This is a genomic window from Niveispirillum irakense DSM 11586 (assembly GCF_000429645.1).
Lineage (GTDB): Bacteria > Pseudomonadota > Alphaproteobacteria > Azospirillales > Azospirillaceae > Niveispirillum > Niveispirillum irakense.
This window is the reverse complement of record NZ_AUCG01000020.1, coordinates 1-19113: the sequence shown is the minus strand read 5'-3', so window position 1 is coordinate 19113 and position 19113 is coordinate 1. Positions and strand designations below refer to the sequence as shown.

Sequence of the window (19113 nt, the reverse complement as noted above, 5' to 3'; positions counted from 1 at the left end):
GGGGCCACAAGCGCTTTGCTCTACGATACTGGACCCCGGTCTTCGCCGAGGTGACGGGACCATAGAGTGACAATGTTATCCAAAAAGGCCCCCGGCCTTCTCAACCCAAACTCCAGCACACAAGCCTCTCTTCAAGGATAGAGATCCATGCCTAACCTCGCCCATGGCATCCAGGCCGCGGATGTCACCAAGACCATCGATCTGCTGATCAGCAATCTGGTCGATATCAAGGACCAGACCGGCGAATTCCTGCTGCGCCTGGACGATGGCCGCGTCATTGACACCAAGGGCTGGAACGATTGGGAATGGACCCACGGCATCGGCCTCTATGGCATGTGGAAGTATTACGAGCAGACCAACAATGCCCGTGCCTTCCAGATCATGCGGGACTGGTTCCGTGACCGGTTCGCCGCCGGCACGCCGACCAAGAATATCAACACCGTCAGCCCCTTCCTGACGCTGGCCTATCTTTATGAGAAGACCGGCGACCAGTCCTACATCCCCTATCTGGACACCTGGGCCGAATGGGTGATGGATGGGCTGCCGAAGACGGAGGAAGGCGGCTTCCAGCACATCGTCTTCAACAGCGAAAACCCGCAGCAACTGTGGGACGATACGCTGATGATGAGCGTGCTGCCGCTGGCCAAGATCGGCCTGCTGCTGAACCGCCCGGAATATGTGGAAGAGGCCAAGCGCCAGTTCCTCATCCATATCAAGTATCTGTTCGATACCAAGACCGGCCTGTGGTTCCATGGCTGGACCTTCGACGGCCGCCACAATTTCGCGAACGCGCTCTGGGCGCGCGGCAATTGCTGGGTGACCATCGCCATCCCGGAATTTATCGAGCTGCTGGACCTGAAGAAGGGCGACCCGCTGCGCACCTTCCTGATCGACACGCTGGAAAATCAGGTCAAGGCGCTGGCCAAGTACCAGGCCGAGGAAGGCCGCTGGCACACGCTGATCGACGACCCGTCCTCGTATCTGGAAAGCTCGGCCGCTGCCGGCTTCGCCTATGGCATCATGAAGGCGGTGCGCAAGCGCTACATCTCTGCTGAGTATGAGCCGATGGCCATCAAGGCGGTGAAGGCGGTCATGGCCAAGATCGCGCCCGATGGCGAGCTGCAGGATGTGTCCTTCGGTACGGCTCTGGGTTCGGACCTGCAGTACTATCGCGACGTCAAGCTGACCTCCATGCCTTATGGCCAGTCCCTGGCCATCCTGTGCCTGACGGAGCTGATGCGCCGGTTTATCTGAGGCGGATGGGGATGGGGCAGACATGTTCCCCATCCCCACCGTCATCCCGGCGCAGGCCGGGATCCAGTGTCACAAGCACATTGCTCTACGAACCTGGACCCCGGCCTTTGCCGGGGTGACGGTAGGGGTAGGGCCAAATCCATAAAAACCCCAGGAAACGCCAATGACCGCACGGCCCGTCAAACCGATCAACTACCTCGCCTATGGTGCTAACGACATCCTGGGTGCGGGTTCGATGGCCGTGATCAGCGGCTGGATTCTTTATTTTTATACAACCTTCTGCGGGCTGTCGGCCACGCAGGCGGCGGCCATCTTCGCCATCGCCCGCCTGCTGGATGCCATTGTCAGCCCCCTGGTCGGGCATCTGTCCGATAATTTCTATCGCACGGCGCTCGGCCGCCGTTTCGGGCGCCGCCGCTTCTTCCTGCTGATCTGTATCCCGCTGGTGCCCACCTTTGCCCTGATGTGGGTGGGGGGGCAGAGCTTCTGGTATTATCTGGCAACCTATGTGTTGTTTGAGACGATCTATGCCGTCGTCCTGATCCCCTATGAAACCTTGGCCGCCGAAATGACCAAGGATTACAAGATCAAGGCAAAGCTGGCCGGCATCCGCATCCTGTTCGCGCAAAGCTCCGCCATTGCCGCCGGCTTCCTGCCGGCTGCCATCATCAGTTGGGTGGGTGGCAAGGACAGCGCCGACACCTTCTTCATCATGGGCGTCATCTTCGCCGTCACCTTCGCCATCGTGCTGGCCTTCACCTGGGCTTTCACCTTCGAGCGTTCGGTGGCCGAGGTGGAGCAGATGAAGGCCGGTGAGCCGGTGCAGAGCCTGGGCGACAGTTTCAAGACGCTCTACGCCAACCTGTTCTCCACCCTGAAAATCCGCGCCTTCCGGCTGCATCTGGGCATGTATCTGGGTGGCTATATCAGCCAGGACGTGTTCAACGCCGTCTTCACCTATTTCATCGTCTTTGCGCTGGGCAGCTCGGTTGCCGTTGCCTCTTCCATGCTGGGCAGCATGTATATCGTGCAGCTTTTCGCCGTTGCCGTGTTCATCCAGCTTTGCCTGCGCTTCCACCCGGCCCCGTCCTACCGGGTGGCTGTGTGCTTCTATATCCTGGGTGTCGTGGCCTTCCTGGTGCTGGACGCCGTGAAGCCGGAGAACCTGGCCTTCTGGCTGTTCATCCCGGTGGCCCTGTCGGGCATGGGTCGCGGTGGCCTGAACTACATCCCCTGGAACACCTATAACTACATGGCCGATGTGGATGAGGTGGTTACCGGCAAGCGTCGTGAAGGCATCTTTGCCGGTGTCATGACCTTTATCCGCAAGGCCACCCAGGCCGCTGCTGTGATGGGTGTGGGCCTGATCCTGGAGGCTGGTGGCTTCCTGCCCAAGGCGGAGGTGCAGAGCGACGCCGCCATTAACACCATCCTGCTGGTGATGGGCATTGGCACCATCGCCGTGCTGTGCGGCGGGTTCCTGGTCTCCCTGCGCTTCAAGCTGGATGGTCCGCGCCATGCCATCCTGATGGAGGAAATCGCCCGCTTCAAGGAAGGCCGGATGGAAACCACGCCGGAGCGCAAGGCCATCCTGGAAGACCTGACCGGCTGGCGTTACGAGACGCTGTGGGGTCGGGGGAAGCGGTGAGGCCTGTCTGAGGCAAAAGGTCTTTTAACCGCTTGTTACCCCCTCTCCCGTCACCCCGGCGCAGGCCGGGGTCCAGACCACAGGCGCATTGCTCTACGAATCTGGATCCCGGCCTGCGCCGGGATGACGGTGGAACGGAGTAAGAGCGGCGCGAAAAAAAATCTCGCGGAGGAACCCATGACCAGCCTGCCGATCGTCGATCCCCATATGCATTTGTGGGATTTCACCCGTCAGCATTATTCCTGGCTGATGGATGATCCGCTGCCGCCCAATGCGGCGGGTGATGTGGCGCCCATCGCCAAGCCCTATGGTCTGTCGGAATATCTGGCCGACACCGAGGGGTATGATCTGCGCGGTGTGGTGCATGTGGAGGCTGGTGCCAGCACCGCCCAATCGCTCGCCGAAACCCAGTGGCTGCAGGGCCTGGCGGATGAAGGGCGGCTGCCTATGGGGCTGGTGGCGTTCGCCGCACTGAACGACCCGGATGTGGAAAAGCTTCTGGCCGCGCATGCCGAACATGGGGCGGTGCGCGGCATCCGCCATATCATCAATTTCCACGCTGATCCGGCCAAGACCTATTCGGCCCGCGATGTGATTGGTGATGCGGACTGGCAGGCAGGTTATGCGCTGCTGGCCAAATATGGCCTGTCCTTCGACCTGCAGATCTATCCCAGCCAGATGGAAGTGGCGGCCCAATTGGCGGCCCGGCACCCGGATATCCCGGTGATCATCAACCATGCCGGCATGCCGACCGACCGGGATGAGGCGGGGCTGGCCCTGTGGCGGCGTGGGCTGGCCCTGCTGGCGGCCCAGCCCAATGTGTCGATCAAGATATCCGGTCTGGCCATGATTGACCGGGAATGGACCATCGACAGCCTGCGTCCCTATGTGCTGCACGCCATTGAGGCGTTCGGCCCCGACCGCGCCCTGTTCGCCAGCAACTTCCCCGTCGATAAGCTCTATGGCGCGTTCGGCACCCATTACGCGGCCTATGATACCATCACGGCAGATTTCACGGATGCGGAGCGCCGGGCGATGTTCGCCGGCAATGCCAACCGCATCTATCGCCTTGGGATTGCGGGCCTGTGAGGGGCGGGACGTTGACGCGGCGTGCGCTGGGGGCCACCGCCCTGGCCGCGCTCACCCTGGCCGCTTTGCCCCGTCCGGCAAGGGCTGCCATCGGACCCGAACGGCCCGGCCCCTATATGCTGGGTGCCGATATCTCCTGGATACCGGAGGATGAGGCGGCGGGGGCTGAATTCTACGTTGATGGCCAGCGCCAGGATATTTTCAGCATCCTGACCGGTGCCGGGTTCAACTGGGTGCGGCTGCGCCTGTTTGTGAACCCGGAGAACGGCTATTCGGCGGGAAAAAAGAACAGCCCCTGGTGCGGGCTGGAACAGACCATCGCACTTGCCCGCCGTGTGAAGGCGGCGGGGATGAAGATCGCGCTCACCTTCCATTATTCCGATACCTGGGCCGACCCGCAGCATCAGGAAAAGCCGGCGGCCTGGGCAAACCTGTCTTTCCCCGATCTGGTGAAGGCGGTGGAGACCCACACGCGCGACAGCCTGTCCGCCATGAAGGCCGCCAGCGTGGCACCCGACATGGTGCATATCGGCAACGAGATCACGTTCGGCATGCTGTGGCCGGAAGGGCGGGTGGCCCTGCCGGTGCCGACCGGCAACCCCGCCACCGATGCCGTGCATCTGAAGCCGGAAGGCATTGGCGGCTACGACAATCTGGCCACGTTGCTGAAGGCCGGGATTGGTGCTGCCCGTGCCGTTGTGCCGGATGCCAGCATCATGCTGCACAACCATCTGGGCCGCCATTGGGTGATCGTGCGGGAATGGACCGATGCGCTGCTGGCGCGCGGGGTGGCGTTCGATCTGGTCGGGTTCTCCTGCTACCAGCAACTGGCGGAAGGGGACTGGGAGCGGAGCTTCCAGGAATTCACCGCGCGGTACCCGCAACTGGGCTTCTGCGCCGTCGAATATTCCGGTCGCAAGCAGTACATCAACGATCTGGTGTTCAACGCGCCGGGCAAGCGGGGCTGGGGCAGCTTTATCTGGGAGCCGACGCGGCACCAGGAAGCGATCTTTGACCTGGATGGCAAGAATGCCGGCGGTGGAGCCAAGCCCAACCTGTTGTCCCAGGGCATCAATGCCGCCGAGGCACCGGGCGCCGTGCAGCCGGGAACAGCACCACCGCCCCCGCCCGCCGGCCCGCCCAAACATGGCAAGGGCGGGCGGTACGAGGCGAACAGCTTCCTTGATCTCTACCGCGATCTGGCCCGCCGCTATGGGCTGGCCGTGCCGGCAGAGGCTGGGCGATGAAGCCGCATCTGTTCCTTCTCCCCCTCAGCCTTCTGGTGTTCGCCATGCCGGCCACGGCGCAGGACCGTTGGGATTTCCGCTTCACCAGCAGCGCCAAGGCGCCGGCACAGGCGCTCGCCATCTCTGAAGCGGATCTTTACGATCCGGCCAAGGGCTTTGGGTATGAGCCAGCCTTTAAGCCGGAGCCGGGGAAGCCCTTCCTGTTCTCCGTCAAGGTGCCGGAAGGCAATTACCGGGTCACCGTCACGCTGGGGGACGCAAAGTCCGCTGGCGACACGACCGTGAAGGCCGAAAGCCGGCGGCTGATGCTGGCTGATGTGGCGACGGCGAAGGGCAAGTTCGAGACGCGCAGCTTCATCGTCAATGTCCGTGACACGGCCATGCCGTCCCCCCCGCCGAATGCGCCCGGCGGCACCACAGTACGCATCAATGAGCGGGAGGTCGGCAAGTTCCATTGGGATGACAAGCTGACCCTGGAATTTGACGGCAGCGCGCCGAAACTGGCGGCCTTGTCGATCGAGAAGGCGGATGTGCCGACGGTTTATCTGGCTGGCGACAGCACCGTGACCGACCAGCCGGCGGAGCCGGGGGCTAGCTGGGGGCAGATGCTGACGGCCTTCCTGACCCCGGATGTGGCCGTGGCTAACCATGCCGAATCCGGGGAGACGATGAAGAGCTTCATCACCGGTTTGCGGCTGGACAAGCTGCTCAGCCGGATGAAGCCGGGCGATTACCTGTTCATCCAGTTCGGCCATAATGACAGCAAGCAGGGCTGGCCGCAGACCTATGCTGATCCGGCCATCACATACCCGGCCTATCTGCGCGTCTTCATTGCGGAAGCCCGGCGGCGCGGGGCGACGCCGGTGCTTGTCACCTCCATGCACCGCCGCACCTTTGATGCCAGCGGTCAGATTACCAACAGCCATGGCGATTACCCTGACGCCGTGCGCCGGGTGGCGGCGGAAGAGAAGGTGGCGCTGATCGACCTGAACGCCATGAGCAAGGTGCTGTATGAGGCGCTGGGGCCGGAGGTGTCACCCCGCGCCTTTGCCGCCGATGGCAAGGATGCCACCCACCATAATAATTACGGCGCCTGGCTGCTGGCCCGCTGTGTGGTGGAAGGGATACGGGCATCGGCGCTGCCGCTGAAGGATCATATCAAGGCCGATATCGGGGTGTTTGATCCGGCGCATCCGCCCCTGCCGGATGCGGTGCGGATTGCGCAAAGCCCGATGCGGTCGGATGTGACGCCGCGGGGGAATTGAAAGCGCCGGCGTTGGCTCTTTCCTGCCTTCCCCGCGAAAGCGGGGAACCAGGGATCATAAGGACCAATGCTTCAGTGCCTTTGGCCCCTGGACCCCCGCTTTCGCGGGGGAGGCAAGTTGGTGGGGCGGCTACGGCCATACTCGCTGGATTAGAAGCAAAACAGGATAACCACCATGCACCGCCGCACCCTGTTCACCGCCGCTGCTGCCACCGCGCTGCTGGCCGCCAGCCTGCCCGGCAGCAGTAATGCCGCCGATGTGAAGGGCGAAACCCTGTCCCTCTGGCCCGGTGACAAGCCGCCCGGTGGGGAAAAGGTAACCGTGAAACAGTCGGAGGTGGCGCGGTCCGATGATCCGCGTTTCCGCGACGTGGCGATCCTGAATGTTACCCAGCCCAACCTGACCCTGTTCCGCCCGGCGAAACCCAATGGCGCCGCCATGCTGATCATCCCCGGCGGCGGTTATCAGCGCGTGGTGGTGGGCAAGGAAGGCTATGATATCGCCCAATGGCTGGCAGGCGAAGGCGTGACGGTGTTCGTCCTGCTGTACCGTTTGCCCGCCGATGGTTGGGAAGCCGGGCCGGATGCCCCCTTGCAGGATGCGCAGCGCGCCATCCGCCTGATCCGGGCCGGGGCCAAGGGCTGGGGCATTGACCCTGCCCGCATCGGGGTGATGGGTTTCTCCGCCGGGGGCCATCTGGCTGCCATGGCGGCCACCCGGTTTGACAAGGCGACGTACAAGCCGGTGGATGCGGCGGATCAGGTGTCAGCCCGCCCGGATATCGCGGCCCTGGGATACCCCGTCATTTCCATGGTGCCGGGGGTGGCCCATGCCGGTTCGGCCAAGCAGATGCTGGGCGAAAGCCCGAGTGCCGAGAGGATCGCCGAATTCTCTGCCGACCAGGGCGTGCCGGGCAATATCCCGCCCACCTTCATCACTGCGGCTGCCGATGATGCGGCAGTCCCGGTGGAAAATTCCCTGCTGATCTATGCCGCCTTGCGCAAAGTGGACACCAAGGTGGCGATGCATCTGTTTGAAGCGGGTGGCCATGGCTTCGGCCTGCGCAGCCCCAAAGCAGCCCCTGTGGCGGCCTGGCCGTCGCTTTTCATCGAATGGAGCCGGAGCCATGGGTTTGTTTGAGCGCGCGATGATGATGGATAAGAAAAAAGGTGCCTCCCCCGCGAAAGCGGGGGGCCAGGGGCCGTCTGCACCAATGCGTCATTCCCGTGGCCCCTGGTTCCCCGCTTTCGCGGAGAAGGCAAAACAGGTCGCCGGTGCGATGGCAGTCACCCTCCTGCTGGCCACCGGCACCACCATCACCCCCGGCTTCGCCGCCGATGTGGCCCCTAAACCCTTGTTCCGCGACCCGACCTTTGACGGGGCGGCTGATGCCTCCATCATCTATGACCGCAAGGCAGGCGACTGGGTGATGTTCTACACCAACCGTCGCGCCAACCTGAAAGAGGCCGAGGGCGTGGAATGGGTGCATGGCACCCGCATCGGCATGGCGCGGTCCAAGGATGGCGGTAATACATGGACCTATGAGGGCACCGCCGATATCCGCTATGGCGATGCTGCCGACATCACCCATTGGGCGCCCAATGTGGAAGAGATCGACGGCACCTATCACATGTGGCTGACCATTGTGCCAGGCATCTTCAAGGACTGGAATGCCCCGCGTGAGATCATCCACCTGACCAGCAAGGACCTGAAGCGCTGGGATTTCGCCGATAAGCTGAACCTCGGTTCCGACCGGGTGATTGATGCCGCCGTGCATGCGCTGCCCGGTGGCGGCTGGCGGCTCTGGTACAAGGATGAGCGCGACGGCAGCAGCACCCATTATGCCGACAGCCAAGACCTGAAGACCTGGACCCATGGCGGTGTCGCAGTGAAACAGCGTGGCGAAGGCCCGCAGATCATCGAATGGAAAGGCTATTATTGGCTGATCATGGATGCCTGGGCGGGCTTGGGCGTCTATCGCTCCAAAGACCTGACCAATTGGGAACACCAGCCCTATAATCTGCTGGAGCAGCCGGGCACGGCGCTGACCGACCGGGCCAAGGGCGGCCATCCCGACGTGCTGGTCAGCGACGACCGCGCCTTCCTGTTCTATTTCGTGCAGCAGGAAGGGGAGCCGGAACAGGCCAAAGACCCGACCTGGAAACGCCGTTCTGTCATCCAGGTGGTGGAGTTGAAGGAGAAGGATGGCTGGCTGACCGCTGACCGCGAACAGCCGACATCGGTGAAGCTGGTGCCGCCGCAATGACGGCCATTTTCGATATTCGCAGCTTTGGCGCTGTGGGCGATGGCGTGGTGCTGGACAGCCCCGCCATCAACCGCGCCATCGCCGCCGCTGCAAAGGCGGGCGGCGGGACGGTGCTGTTCCCGGCGGGGCGGTATCTTTCCTTCTCGCTGCGCCTGTTCAGCCATATCGGTCTGCATCTGGGGCCGGGTGCCGTGCTGCTGGCGGCGGACCCGGCGACGGATGGCGGTGCCTATGACCTGCCGGAGCCCAACCCGCATGATCTCTATCAGGATTTCGGCCATTCCCACTGGCAGAACAGCCTGATCTGGGGCGATGGGGTGAATGACGTCGCCATCACCGGTCCCGGCCTGATTGATGGCGCGGGGCTGACTTCCAAAGGGCCGGGGGCGAAATGGGCCAAGCGCAAAGGCTATTTCCCGGAAAGCATGGCGGGGATGAGTGCGGCTGAACTGGCCGCTGAAGACCCCGATGAAGCGCTGATGCGGGGCCTTGGCAACAAGGCCATCGCCCTGAAGAACTGCCGCAACGTCACCCTGCGAGATTTCAGCATTCTGAAGGGTGGCCATTTTGCCATCCTGGCGACGGGCGTTGATAACCTCACCATCGATAATCTGCGTATTGATACCGACCGCGACGGTATTGATCTGGATGCCGTGCGCTATGTCCGCGTCAGCAATTGCCAGATCAACACGCCCAATGATGATGCGCTGGTGCTGAAAAGCTCCGGTGCCTTGGGTGTGGCGCGGGCGACGGAACATGTCGCCATCACCAATTGCCATGTCAGCGGCTTTGACCTGGGCACCCTGCTGGATGGCACCTATGGGCGCACGCAACAGGTGTCACCCGACCGGGACCGGGTGACGGGGCGGATCAAGCTGGGCACGGAAAGCCATGGCGGCTTCCGCAATATCGCGATTTCCAACTGCACGGTGGAACGCTCGCGCGGGCTGGCGCTGGAAACCGTGGATGGCGGGGTGCTGGAGGATGTGTCCATCACCAACATCACCATGCGGGAGGTGACGACAGCAGCCCTGTTCCTGCGCATCGGTGCCCGGCTGCGCGCACCGGAAGGCACGAAGCCCGGCCCGATGCGCCGCATCCGCTTTGCCCATATTACCGCCTATGACGTGGACCCGCGCTATGCCTCCATCATCGCCGGGCTGCCGGAACAGCCGGTTGAGGATGTGACGTTCCAGGATATCCGCATCACTTATGCCGGCGGGCTGGATGTGGTGACGGACCCGGTGCCGGAAAAGCCGGATGCCTATCCGGAACCCAGCATGTTCGGCACGCTGCCGGCTTATGGGCTTTATGTCCGCCACGCGCGCGGCCTGCACCTGCGCGATATCCACCTGTCTACCCTCGCGCCCGATGGCCGACCGGCCGTCTGGCTGGAGGATGTGGACGGGGTACGCATCGACAATCTGCAAACACGCAATGCCCAGGATACGCCGCGCCTTGTCTGCCGGGACGTGCGCGGATTGATGGATGATAAGGGAGAGATGCCATGAAGAAGCTGGCGCATTTGATCGCCGCATTGGCGCTGCTGGCCAGCAGCACCGTCCATGCCGCAGAGCCGCCGCGCGAATGGATCGACCCGGATACCGGCCATCGCGTCGTGCGCCTGTCCACCGAACCGGGCAGCCGCAGCCTCTATTTCCACCAGAACGCCTATACGCCCGATGGCAAGCGGGTGGTGGTCAGTTCTGCCACCACCATCTCCATCATTGATCTGGAAACCCGCAAACAGACCCCGCTGGTAAAGGGGGAGCATCTGGCACCCCTGTTCGTGGGCCCGAAGACGGGCCGCGTCTATTACGCCAATGACGATGTGAAGCAGGGCGGTCCTTATGACGTGTTCTGGGTGGACAGCAAGGGTGGCAAGCCGACCAAGATCGCGCATGTGAAAAGCGGGCGGATCGAATCCATCAATGCCGATGAGACGCTGTTGCTGGGCACCTGGGCGGAGCGGGATTTTGACCTGCAGCCGGGCGCACCGAAGCAGAACACGACCAATTTCGACGATCATTACGCGGCCACCGGGCCGGATGGAAAGCCGTTGAGTTTTGCCGACGCCAAGGAGGTGCGGCTGAACGACCGGCTGGAAGCCCGCATCCCGATGGAGATTTTCACCCTCAACATCAAAACGGGTGAACGCAAGGTGGTGCATGCGGCGACCGACTGGCTGAACCATGTCCAGTTCTCCCCCACCGATCCCAACCTGCTGATGTTCTGCCATGAAGGGCCCTGGCACAAGGTAGACCGGATCTGGCTGATCCGCACCGATGGCACCGGCCTGACCAAGGTGCATAAGCGCAGCATGAACATGGAAATCGCCGGCCATGAGTTCTTCAGTCATGACGGCAAGATGATCTGGTACGACCTGCAGACCCCGCGCGGCGAGGATTTCTGGCTGGCCGGGTACGAGATCGCGACCGGTAAGCGCACCTGGTACCATCTGGACCGTGATGAATGGTCGGTCCATTACAATATCAACCGCGATGGCACCCTGTTCGCCGGTGATGGCGGCGACGAGGAGATGGTAGCCAAGGCCAAGGACGGGAAATGGATTTACCTGTTCCGCCCCGAAGGCATCCCCGATGTGGCCGGTATCAGCGCGCCCGATGCTGCCAACCTGATCAGCCCCGGCGTGCTGCGTGCGACCAAGCTGGTCAATATGAAGGACCATGATTACCGGATGGAGCCGAACATCACCTTCACGCCCGACGGCAAGTGGGTGGTTTTCCGCTCTAACATGCATGGCGAGGCTTATACCTACGCCGTGGAAATCGAGCCTGCGAAAAAGTAAAGCACTACCCCGCACGGCAGGGTGATTATTAAGATCATTATTCCGTGCGGGGTTTTCTTGGGCTTTTATTTTATTTGCCGGCCTTCGGCCGCCTGGTGGGTGATGGATAATTGCCCTTTTGCCTGATCCTTGCTGTTTTGGCCGGATTATGGGATGATATTCCGCAAAGTGAAAGAAGGCGAAATAAAGACGATGACCAGCCTGACCGCCACCCGTGACGAGCCGGAGGCCACCACGAAGGCCACTCCCAGCGGCAGCCAGACGCTGCTTCGGGGCCTGGATGTTCTCGACGCGGTTGCGGAGGGGCCGATCAGCCTCGCCAAGCTGGCGCAGACCCTGGAACTGACCCGTTCCACCACGCACCGTCTGGCTGCCGCCCTGGTGGAGCGTAATTACCTGACGCTGACCCCGCGTGAGGGCTATCAGTTGGGGCCCAAGCTGCTGGAACTGGGCTATCGCGCCCAGCAGCAGATGGATTTGCCCCGCGTTGCCCGCCCGCATATCGAGGATCTGGCCGCCGCCACCGAGGATACGGTGCATCTGGGTATCCTGGATGGGGAAGAGGCGCTCTATCTGGACAAGATCCCCGGTCGCCGCCGCATCGAAATCGGCTCCCGCATTGGGGAACGCCACCCCATCGCCACCACGGGCCTGGGCAAGGCCCTGATCCTGGATGAGTCGGAAAAGCGCTGGCGGGAATTTTTCGATGCCCGCTTCAAGGATGAAAGCCTGTGGCCGGTCTGGTTTGGACGGATGCAGCAATATGCCGAAGGCGGCCACGCCTTCGATCTGGAAGAGAATGAGGACCGTATCCGCTGCGTTGCCGCCCCGATCCGGGGTGCCAATGGCAGGATCGTTGCCGCCATCAGCCTGTCCAGCGCCGCGCAATATATGAATGATGCGCGCATGCAGGAACTGATTGAAACGGTGAAGGAAACGGCCCGCCAGATCAGCCGTGGCCTGGGCTGGTCCGGCAACCTGCCGCTACGCCGCCGCTAACACCCAATTTCGCCGGTCTGTAAGCACCGCTCCCTCACGGGGGGCGGTGCTTTTTTATGCGTGCGGCACTAAATCATATAAATATGTAAACTATGATTGACGCTGGCCTGGGGGCGGCATAACACCAAAGGAAAGCGTCATTGCAATAGACGCCACCGGAGGAAATATGGGCCCGACAAGAAGGGAGATGCTGGCGCTGATGGCGGGCCTTGGTCTTGCCGGCTGCGCCCGTTCCGACGACCGGCCAAAGATCGGCTTCATCGTCAAACAGCCGGAAGAGCAATGGTTCCAGAGCGAATGGTTCCATGCCGACCGTGCCGGTGCCGAGCATGGTTTCACAGTCATCAAGATCGGTGCGCCGGATGGCGACCGGGTGCTGTCAGCCATTGATACGCTGGCGGCCAAGAACGCGCTGGGCTTCGTCATCTGTACCCCCGATCCCAAGCTGGGCCCGGCGATCCGCCAATCCGCTGCCATGTGGGGGCTGAAGGTGATGTCGGTTGATGACCGGCTGATCGGCCCGGATGGGGACCCGATTGAAAGCATTCCCCATGTCGGCATCTCCGCGCTGAATATCGGCACCATGGCGGGGCAGGTGATTGCGCGGGAAGCGGCTGGCCGGGGGTGGGATCTGGCCTCTGGAGAGGTCGGGCTGCTGCGCCTGGCGTTTGACAGTTTGCAGACAGGGCTGGAGCGCACGCAGGGCGGGCGCGACGCGTTGATCGCGGCGGGCCTGCCCGCCAGTGCCGTCTATGACGCCCCCCAGCGCACCACCGACACCGAAGGCGGCTTCACCGCCGCCAACCCGGTTCTGACCCGGATGGGGGCCATCCGCAAATGGGCCATCATCGGCATGAATGACGAGGCGGTGCTGGGTGGCGTCCGCGCGGCGGAAGGGCTGGGCCTGTCACGGTCCGATATTATCGGTGTCGGTATCGGCGGCTCCGGCTCTGCCACGGCGGAGTTTTCCAAGGCCAACCCCACCGGCTTCTTCGCGTCCATCCTGCTGTCGCCCAAGCGGCATGGCTATGACACGGCGCTGGCCCTTTATCGCTGGGGGGAGGCGGGCGAAGCGCCGGCCCCCCTGGTCTATACTGACGGGTTGGAAATGACCCGCGATAACTGGCAGGCCCTTCTGGCGGAGCAGAACGCATGACGGCGCCGATCCTGCAATTCACCGATATCGGCAAGGTTTTCCCTGGCGTGGTTGCGCTGGCCGATGTCTCCATGGATCTGGGGCGGGGGGAAATCCGTGCCCTGATGGGGGAGAATGGGGCCGGAAAATCCACCCTGTTGAAGATACTGGCGGGTGAATACCGCCCGGACAGCGGGGCTTTGGCGGTCGATGGCCGTGCCGTTGCCTTTAATGGCCCGCGTGACAGTGCCAGCGCTGGCATTGCCATCATCCATCAGGAACTGCATCTGGCGCCGGATATGTCCGTCGCCGACAATCTGCTGCTGGGTGCCTATCCTGGCCGGTTGGGGCTGGTGGATGGGCGCGCGGTGCGGGCCCGTGCGCGTGCCATCCTGGCGCGGCTGGGGGAGGATATCGACCCCGATGCCAAGGTGAAGACCCTGCCGATCGGCAAACGCCAGATGGTGGAAATCGGCAAGGCGCTGCTGCGCGATGCCGCCATCATCGCCTTTGACGAACCGACCAGCTCGCTTTCCGCGCGCGAGACGGAAACCTTGATGCGGATCATCCGCGACCTGAAGGCCGATGGACGCGCCATCCTCTATGTCTCGCATCGGATGGAGGAGGTGTTTGCCCTGTGTGACAGCGTCTCCATCCTGCGCGATGGACGCCATGTCGCCACATATCCCGACATGCGCCAGACCGATCCCGATCACCTGATCGCGCAGATGGCTGGGCGCACCATCGCCGATGTCTATGGCTATCAATCCCGCGAGCTTGGCCCCGTCAGCCTGGAATTGTCCGGTGTGACGGGGCCAGGGGTGAAACAGCCGGTCAGCCTGTCGGCCCGGCGCGGGGAAATCCTGGGCTTTTTCGGGCTGGTCGGGGCTGGTCGGTCGGAACTGTTCAAGCTGATCTATGGCGCGACACCGTTGGCCAGCGGCACGATCAGCCTGGATGGGGAGCCTCGGCGCTTTGCCACCCCGCGCCATGCCATTGCCGCCGGTCTGGGCCTGTGCCCGGAGGATCGCAAGGATGAGGGCATTTTCAAGCTGGCCGCCGTGCGGGAGAACATCACCATCACCCGCCGCAATATGGAGACCGCGCCGCTGATCCGGCGGCAGGAAGAGTCTGGGCGGGCGGAAAAGCTGATCGGGTCGATGCGGGTGAAGACGGCCTCGGCCGATACCGCCATCGGTACCCTGTCGGGTGGCAATCAGCAGAAAGCCATCCTGGCGCGCTGGCTGGATGCCGATGCCCGCTTCCTTCTGATGGACGAACCCACGCGCGGCATCGATATCGGTGCGCGCAGCGAAATCTATGCCCTGATGTACCGCCTTGCGGCGGAGGGCAAGACCCTTCTGGTCGCCAGTTCCGACATGCCGGAAGTGATGGGCGTCGCCGACCGCATCGTGGTGATGCGCGATGGCGCCATCGCCGGCGTGCTGACGCGGGAAGAGGCGACCCCCAATGAACTTCTGCGACTGGCGCTTCCCGATGGCAAGCCCGTTGGCGCTGCGGTGAGGATCTGATGATGACCCAGATGATGTTGGCTTTCCGCCGCTACAGCGCCATTGGCCCGCTTCTGGTGCTGCTGGTCCTGTTTGCCTGTCTGGCCCTGTTCGTGCCGGACTTTGCCGGCGCGCGCAACATGCGCGGCCTGATCCTGTCGGTCAGCCTGGTCGGCACCGTCACCACCACGATGATGCTGGTGCTGGCGCTGCGGGAGGTGGACCTCTCTGTTGGCTCCATCGTCGCGCTGGCAGGCGTGCTGTGCGCCGTGGTGATCAGCGATACCGGCAGTGTGGCGCTGGGCATCGGTGCCGGCCTGCTGGGCGGCACGATGGTCGGGCTGTTCAACGGCGTGGTCGTCGCCAAGCTGAAGATCAATTCCCTGATCGCCACGCTGGCGACGATGGAGATTGTGCGCGGGCTGGCCTTCCTGGTTTCCGGCGGGCAGGCCGTTTCCATCCCGCGTGAGGATTTCTATGTACTGGGGTCCGGCGCGTTGCTGGGTATCAATTACCCGATCTGGATCGCCATCCTCTGCTTCGTCATTTTCGGTGTGGTGCTGAACAAGACGGTGTTCGGCAAGAATGTGCTTGCCATCGGCGGCAATCCGGAGGCGGCGCGGCTGGCCGGCGTGCCGGTGGACCGGGTGCGGATCACCGTCTTCGCCCTGCAGGGCTTTGTCGCGGCGCTGGCTGGCATCGTGCTGGCGGCGCGCATCACCTCAGGCCAGCCCAATACCTCGCTGGGGCTGGAACTGGCGGTCATTTCGGCCTGCGTGCTGGGCGGCGTGTCGCTGCTGGGCGGTATCGCCAGCATCGGCGGCGTGCTGATCGGCGTGCTGATCATGGGCGCGGCGCAGAACGCGCTCAACCTGCTCGATGTGCCCACCTTCTACCAGTATGTGGTGCGCGGCGGCATCCTGCTGTTTGCCGTCATTGTCGATAGCGCGCGGCAAAATCGCTGGACGCCGGCCAGCTTTCTCAAGGCGCGGTGATACCGCGCCGCCGCCCTCTTACTCCTTATCACCTGAAAATCCCTTCCCACAGGTTCACCCATGAAGATCGCCCGTATTGAAGTGTTCCAGGTTCCGCCGCGCTGGCTGTTTGTGCGTGTGGAAACCGATGATGGTCTTGTCGGCTGGGGTGAGGGCAGCCTGGAAGGCCATGCGGAGGCCGTGGAGGGTGCCTTTGAATCCCTGAAGGATCGCTTCATCGGCACCGACCCGTTCCGGATCGAGGATGTCTGGCAGACCGCCTATCGGCTGGGCTTTTATCGCGGTGGCCCGGTGCTGATGTCGGCCTTGTCCGGGCTGGACCAGGCGCTCTGGGACATCAAGGGCAAGGCGCTGGGCGTCCCGGTCTGGCAAATGCTGGGCGGCATGGTGCGCGACAAGGTGGAATGCTACGCCTGGATCGGCGGCGACCGCCCGGATGAGGTGGCGGAAGCCGCCCGCGCCCGCAAGGCGCAGAGCTTCCGTGCCGTGAAGATGAATGCCACGGCTGAACTGGGCTGGCTTTCCAGCCCGCGCGACTTGGACGGCGTGGTGGAACGCGCCATGGCCGTCAAGGATCAGGGGCTGGATGTCGGCCTTGATTTCCATGGCCGCGTCCATAAGCCGATGGCCCGCCAACTGGCGGCCCTGCTGGAGCCACTGCGCCCGCTTTTCATCGAAGAGCCGCTTTTGTCGGAGAATATCGAGGGGCTGCGCCAGTTGGCCGGCCAGACCAGCATCCCGATTGCCTTGGGGGAGCGGCTTTATAGCCGCTGGGATTTCAAGCCCTTCCTGGAAGGCGGGATCGTCGATATCATCCAGCCTGACCTGTCCCATGCGGGCGGTATTTCAGAAGTGAAGCGCATTGCCGCCATGGCGGAGGCCTATGATGTGGCGCTGGCGCCGCATTGCCCGCTGGGGCCCATCGCCTTCGCCGCCTGTCTGGCCGTTGCCGTCTCGACGCCCAATTTCGTGATTGAGGAAATGTCGCTGGGCATCCATTACAATACCGGCGGGTACGACCTGCTGACCTATATGCGCGATCCGTCCATTTTCGCAGTGAAGGATGGGTTTGTTGCGGCCCCCACCGGGCCCGGCCTGGGTGTTGATATCAATGAGGAACTGGTCCGCGATCTGGCGCGTACGCCGCATCGCTGGCGCAACCCGGCCTGGCGCCTGCCGGACGGCACCCTGGCGGAATGGTGAGCATGATGCGGTTCGCAGGCAAGACAGCCCTGGTAACGGGCGCGCTGGGCGGGATCGGCGGCGCTGCCTGCCGCCGTCTGGCGGCAGAAGGGGCGCGTCTGGTGCTGGTGGACCGGCCGGGGCTGGATGCGGAACCGTTATTGGCGGCGCTGGCCGGAGCGGATGCCGCCCCGGCCCTGTTCCTGCCGGCCGATATCACGGATGAGGCGGCCGTGGCAGATGTCTGTGCCAGGGCGGTAGCGGAAACCGGCCGGCTGGACGTGATCGTCAATGTCGCCGGGCAGATGATCTATAAGCCGCTGGAAGATCTGACCATGGATGATTGGCAGCGGCTGTTCGCCGTCAATCTGTTCGGCGCTGCGCAGTTCATCCGCCAGGGCTTGCGGTTGATGGGGCCGGGCGGCGCCATCGTCAATGTCGCCTCCATCCATGCGCACCAGACCTCGCCCCTGGTGGCGCCCTATGCGGCTGCCAAGGCAGGGCTGGTGTCACTGACCCGCAGCGCGGCGATTGAGGGCAAGGAAAAGGGCATCCGCATCAATGCGGTGCTGCCAGGGGCGGTGGAAACGCAGATGCTGCGCGACAGCCCCAATATCAAATCGGGCGCTGAGACGATCGATCCTGCCGACATTGGCACGCCGGACGAGATCGCCGCCGCCATCGCCTTTCTGGCGGCGGAAGAGGCGTCCTTCATCACCGGGTCGGGCCTGGTGGTGGATGGCGGTCGCCTGACCAAGCTGTGATGCCGGTCCTAGTCTGAAAATGTAAAGGCCCGGCGGGAGGTCCTTCCCGCCGGGCCTTTTTCTTACCGGGCCAGCCAGCCGCCATCGACGGCGAGCGTGGTGCCGTGGACGTAATCAGCAGCGGCAGAGGACAGGAACACGGCGGCCCCGCCCAGATCGGCGGGCGTGCCCCAGCGGCCGGCGGGGATGCGGGCCAGGATGTCGCGGTTGCGACCCTCGTCCGCGCGCAGTGCTTCGGTATTGTTGGTGGCGAAATAGCCGGGCGCAATGGCATTCACATTAATGCCCTTGGCCGCCCATTCATTGGCCAGCAGCTTGGTCAGCCCGGCAATGCCGCTCTTGGACGCGGTGTAGGACGCCACCCGGATGCCGCCCTGGAAGGACAGCATGCTGGCAATATTGATGATCTTGCCGCCCGTGCCCTGGGCCAGGAACTGCTTGGCCACGGCCTGGGCCAGGAAGAAGGGCGTCTTCAGATTGACGTCCAGCACCAGATCCCAGTCGGCTTCCGTGAAATCCAGCGCATCGGCACGGCGGATGGTGCCAGCGTTGTTCACCAGGATGTCCAGCCGGCCAAAAGCGGCCACGGCCTTTTCCACCACCTCGGCCACCGGCGCGCCGGTGCCCAGGTCGGCATGGACGAAATGGAACTTCGCGCCGGCCGCTTCCACCGCCTGCTGCGTGTCGCTGGGCGTGGACCGGCCAACGGCGACAATGGCCGCCCCGGCCTGGGCCAGCGCCAGCGCAATGCCCTGACCGATACCGGTATTGGCGCCGGTCACCAGCGCCACCTTGCCATCAAGGCTGAACGGATTGCTCATCGGGATGCTCCTTGGGGGGAGTGAAGGGCGGGTGTGAAGTGGGGGGGAATGGGGGGATTTGTGCTACTTCCCCGTCACCCCGGCGCAGGCCGGGGTCCAGGGTCACAAGCGCGTTGCTCTACGAAACT

16 protein-coding genes are annotated in these 19113 nt (G+C 63.4%); 15 read left to right on the top strand and 1 reads right to left on the bottom strand.

Going from position 1 to position 19113, the window contains the following annotated elements; translation table 11 throughout:
* Positions 1–147: 147 nt before the first annotated feature.
* The 15 genes from bglB to G473_RS0107315 all read left to right on the top strand — a co-directional run bounded on the left by bglB (position 148) and on the right by G473_RS0107315 (position 18164).
* Positions 148–1254 carry a beta-galactosidase BglB gene (gene bglB / locus G473_RS0107385; protein WP_029012578.1) on the top strand — a complete coding sequence of 369 codons (1107 nt, stop codon included), beginning with the start codon at positions 148–150 and terminating at the stop codon, positions 1252–1254.
* A 163-nt stretch (positions 1255–1417) separates the two neighbouring features.
* Positions 1418–2902: an MFS transporter gene (locus tag G473_RS0107380; RefSeq protein WP_029012577.1), complete on the top strand. Its 1485-nt coding sequence runs from the start codon at positions 1418–1420 to the stop codon at positions 2900–2902.
* Between the two features lie 177 nt (positions 2903–3079).
* The gene (locus G473_RS0107375) at positions 3080–3991 is read left to right on the top strand and encodes an amidohydrolase family protein (RefSeq protein ID WP_029012576.1); all 912 of its coding nucleotides are present in this window, start codon (positions 3080–3082) and stop codon (positions 3989–3991) included.
* Between the two features lie 11 nt (positions 3992–4002).
* Complete coding sequence (locus tag G473_RS0107370; protein ID WP_210163247.1) at positions 4003–5238, top strand: glycosyl hydrolase 53 family protein; 1236 nt, start codon at positions 4003–4005, stop codon at positions 5236–5238.
* Positions 5235–6503, top strand: coding sequence for a rhamnogalacturonan acetylesterase (locus G473_RS25605; RefSeq protein ID WP_051329989.1), 1269 nt, complete (start codon positions 5235–5237; stop codon positions 6501–6503). The genes G473_RS0107370 and G473_RS25605 overlap by 4 nt, the downstream gene beginning before the upstream one ends.
* Before the next feature lie 174 nt (positions 6504–6677).
* On the top strand, positions 6678–7643 hold the full coding sequence (locus G473_RS0107360) for an alpha/beta hydrolase (RefSeq protein ID WP_029012574.1): 966 nt from the start codon (positions 6678–6680) through the stop codon (positions 7641–7643).
* Between the two features lie 73 nt (positions 7644–7716).
* Positions 7717–8769, top strand: coding sequence for a family 43 glycosylhydrolase (locus G473_RS0107355; protein ID WP_210163246.1), 1053 nt, complete (start codon positions 7717–7719; stop codon positions 8767–8769).
* Positions 8766–10280: a rhamnogalacturonidase gene (locus tag G473_RS25600; protein WP_084437739.1), complete on the top strand. Its 1515-nt coding sequence runs from the start codon at positions 8766–8768 to the stop codon at positions 10278–10280. The genes G473_RS0107355 and G473_RS25600 overlap by 4 nt, the downstream gene beginning before the upstream one ends.
* Positions 10277–11578: an oligogalacturonate lyase family protein gene (locus G473_RS0107345; RefSeq protein WP_029012572.1), complete on the top strand. Its 1302-nt coding sequence runs from the start codon at positions 10277–10279 to the stop codon at positions 11576–11578. The genes G473_RS25600 and G473_RS0107345 overlap by 4 nt, the downstream gene beginning before the upstream one ends.
* Before the next feature lie 192 nt (positions 11579–11770).
* Positions 11771–12577 carry an IclR family transcriptional regulator gene (locus G473_RS25595; protein ID WP_035706142.1) on the top strand — a complete coding sequence of 269 codons (807 nt, stop codon included), beginning with the start codon at positions 11771–11773 and terminating at the stop codon, positions 12575–12577.
* 199 nt (positions 12578–12776) lie between these two features.
* The gene (locus G473_RS0107335; protein ID WP_084437809.1) at positions 12777–13733 is read left to right on the top strand and encodes a substrate-binding domain-containing protein; all 957 of its coding nucleotides are present in this window, start codon (positions 12777–12779) and stop codon (positions 13731–13733) included.
* On the top strand, positions 13730–15244 hold the full coding sequence (gene araG, locus G473_RS0107330) for an L-arabinose ABC transporter ATP-binding protein AraG (protein WP_029012570.1): 1515 nt from the start codon (positions 13730–13732) through the stop codon (positions 15242–15244). The genes G473_RS0107335 and araG overlap by 4 nt, the downstream gene beginning before the upstream one ends.
* A complete protein-coding gene (araH, locus tag G473_RS25590; protein WP_210163245.1) occupies positions 15244–16218 on the top strand; it encodes an L-arabinose ABC transporter permease AraH in 975 nt (324 codons plus the stop codon). Before araG ends, araH begins: the two co-directional genes overlap by 1 nt.
* A gap of 60 nt (positions 16219–16278) precedes the next feature.
* Positions 16279–17421: a galactonate dehydratase gene (gene dgoD, locus G473_RS0107320; protein WP_029012569.1), complete on the top strand. Its 1143-nt coding sequence runs from the start codon at positions 16279–16281 to the stop codon at positions 17419–17421.
* A gap of 2 nt (positions 17422–17423) precedes the next feature.
* Positions 17424–18164, top strand: a complete 741-nt coding sequence (locus tag G473_RS0107315; RefSeq protein ID WP_210163244.1) for an SDR family NAD(P)-dependent oxidoreductase — start codon at positions 17424–17426, stop codon at positions 18162–18164.
* 62 nt (positions 18165–18226) lie between these two features.
* Here the strand turns inward: G473_RS0107315 and kduD are convergent, their stop codons facing one another.
* The gene (kduD, locus tag G473_RS0107310; RefSeq protein ID WP_029012567.1) at positions 18227–18985 is read right to left on the bottom strand and encodes a 2-dehydro-3-deoxy-D-gluconate 5-dehydrogenase KduD; all 759 of its coding nucleotides are present in this window, start codon (positions 18983–18985) and stop codon (positions 18227–18229) included.
* Positions 18986–19113: the final 128 nt, after the last annotated feature.

What these genes read in the sequence shown, in the direction of transcription:
- araH (WP_210163245.1), top strand. Translation starts at nt 15,244, where the DNA reads ATGATGACCCAGATGATGTTGGCTTTCCGCCGCTACAGCGCCATTGGC.
- G473_RS25600 (WP_084437739.1), top strand. Translation starts at nt 8,766, where the DNA reads ATGACGGCCATTTTCGATATTCGCAGCTTTGGCGCTGTGGGCGATGGC.
- dgoD (WP_029012569.1), top strand. Translation starts at nt 16,279, where the DNA reads ATGAAGATCGCCCGTATTGAAGTGTTCCAGGTTCCGCCGCGCTGGCTG.
- G473_RS0107360 (WP_029012574.1), top strand. Translation starts at nt 6,678, where the DNA reads ATGCACCGCCGCACCCTGTTCACCGCCGCTGCTGCCACCGCGCTGCTG.
- G473_RS0107345 (WP_029012572.1), top strand. Translation starts at nt 10,277, where the DNA reads ATGAAGAAGCTGGCGCATTTGATCGCCGCATTGGCGCTGCTGGCCAGC.
- bglB (WP_029012578.1), top strand. Translation starts at nt 148, where the DNA reads ATGCCTAACCTCGCCCATGGCATCCAGGCCGCGGATGTCACCAAGACC.
- G473_RS0107375 (WP_029012576.1), top strand. Translation starts at nt 3,080, where the DNA reads ATGACCAGCCTGCCGATCGTCGATCCCCATATGCATTTGTGGGATTTC.
- G473_RS25595 (WP_035706142.1), top strand. Translation starts at nt 11,771, where the DNA reads ATGACCAGCCTGACCGCCACCCGTGACGAGCCGGAGGCCACCACGAAG.
- G473_RS0107380 (WP_029012577.1), top strand. Translation starts at nt 1,418, where the DNA reads ATGACCGCACGGCCCGTCAAACCGATCAACTACCTCGCCTATGGTGCT.
- G473_RS0107315 (WP_210163244.1), top strand. Translation starts at nt 17,424, where the DNA reads ATGATGCGGTTCGCAGGCAAGACAGCCCTGGTAACGGGCGCGCTGGGC.
- G473_RS0107355 (WP_210163246.1), top strand. Translation starts at nt 7,717, where the DNA reads ATGCGTCATTCCCGTGGCCCCTGGTTCCCCGCTTTCGCGGAGAAGGCA.
- araG (WP_029012570.1), top strand. Translation starts at nt 13,730, where the DNA reads ATGACGGCGCCGATCCTGCAATTCACCGATATCGGCAAGGTTTTCCCT.
- kduD (WP_029012567.1), bottom strand. Translation starts at nt 18,985, where the DNA reads ATGAGCAATCCGTTCAGCCTTGATGGCAAGGTGGCGCTGGTGACCGGC.
- G473_RS25605 (WP_051329989.1), top strand. Translation starts at nt 5,235, where the DNA reads ATGAAGCCGCATCTGTTCCTTCTCCCCCTCAGCCTTCTGGTGTTCGCC.
- G473_RS0107335 (WP_084437809.1), top strand. Translation starts at nt 12,777, where the DNA reads ATGGCGGGCCTTGGTCTTGCCGGCTGCGCCCGTTCCGACGACCGGCCA.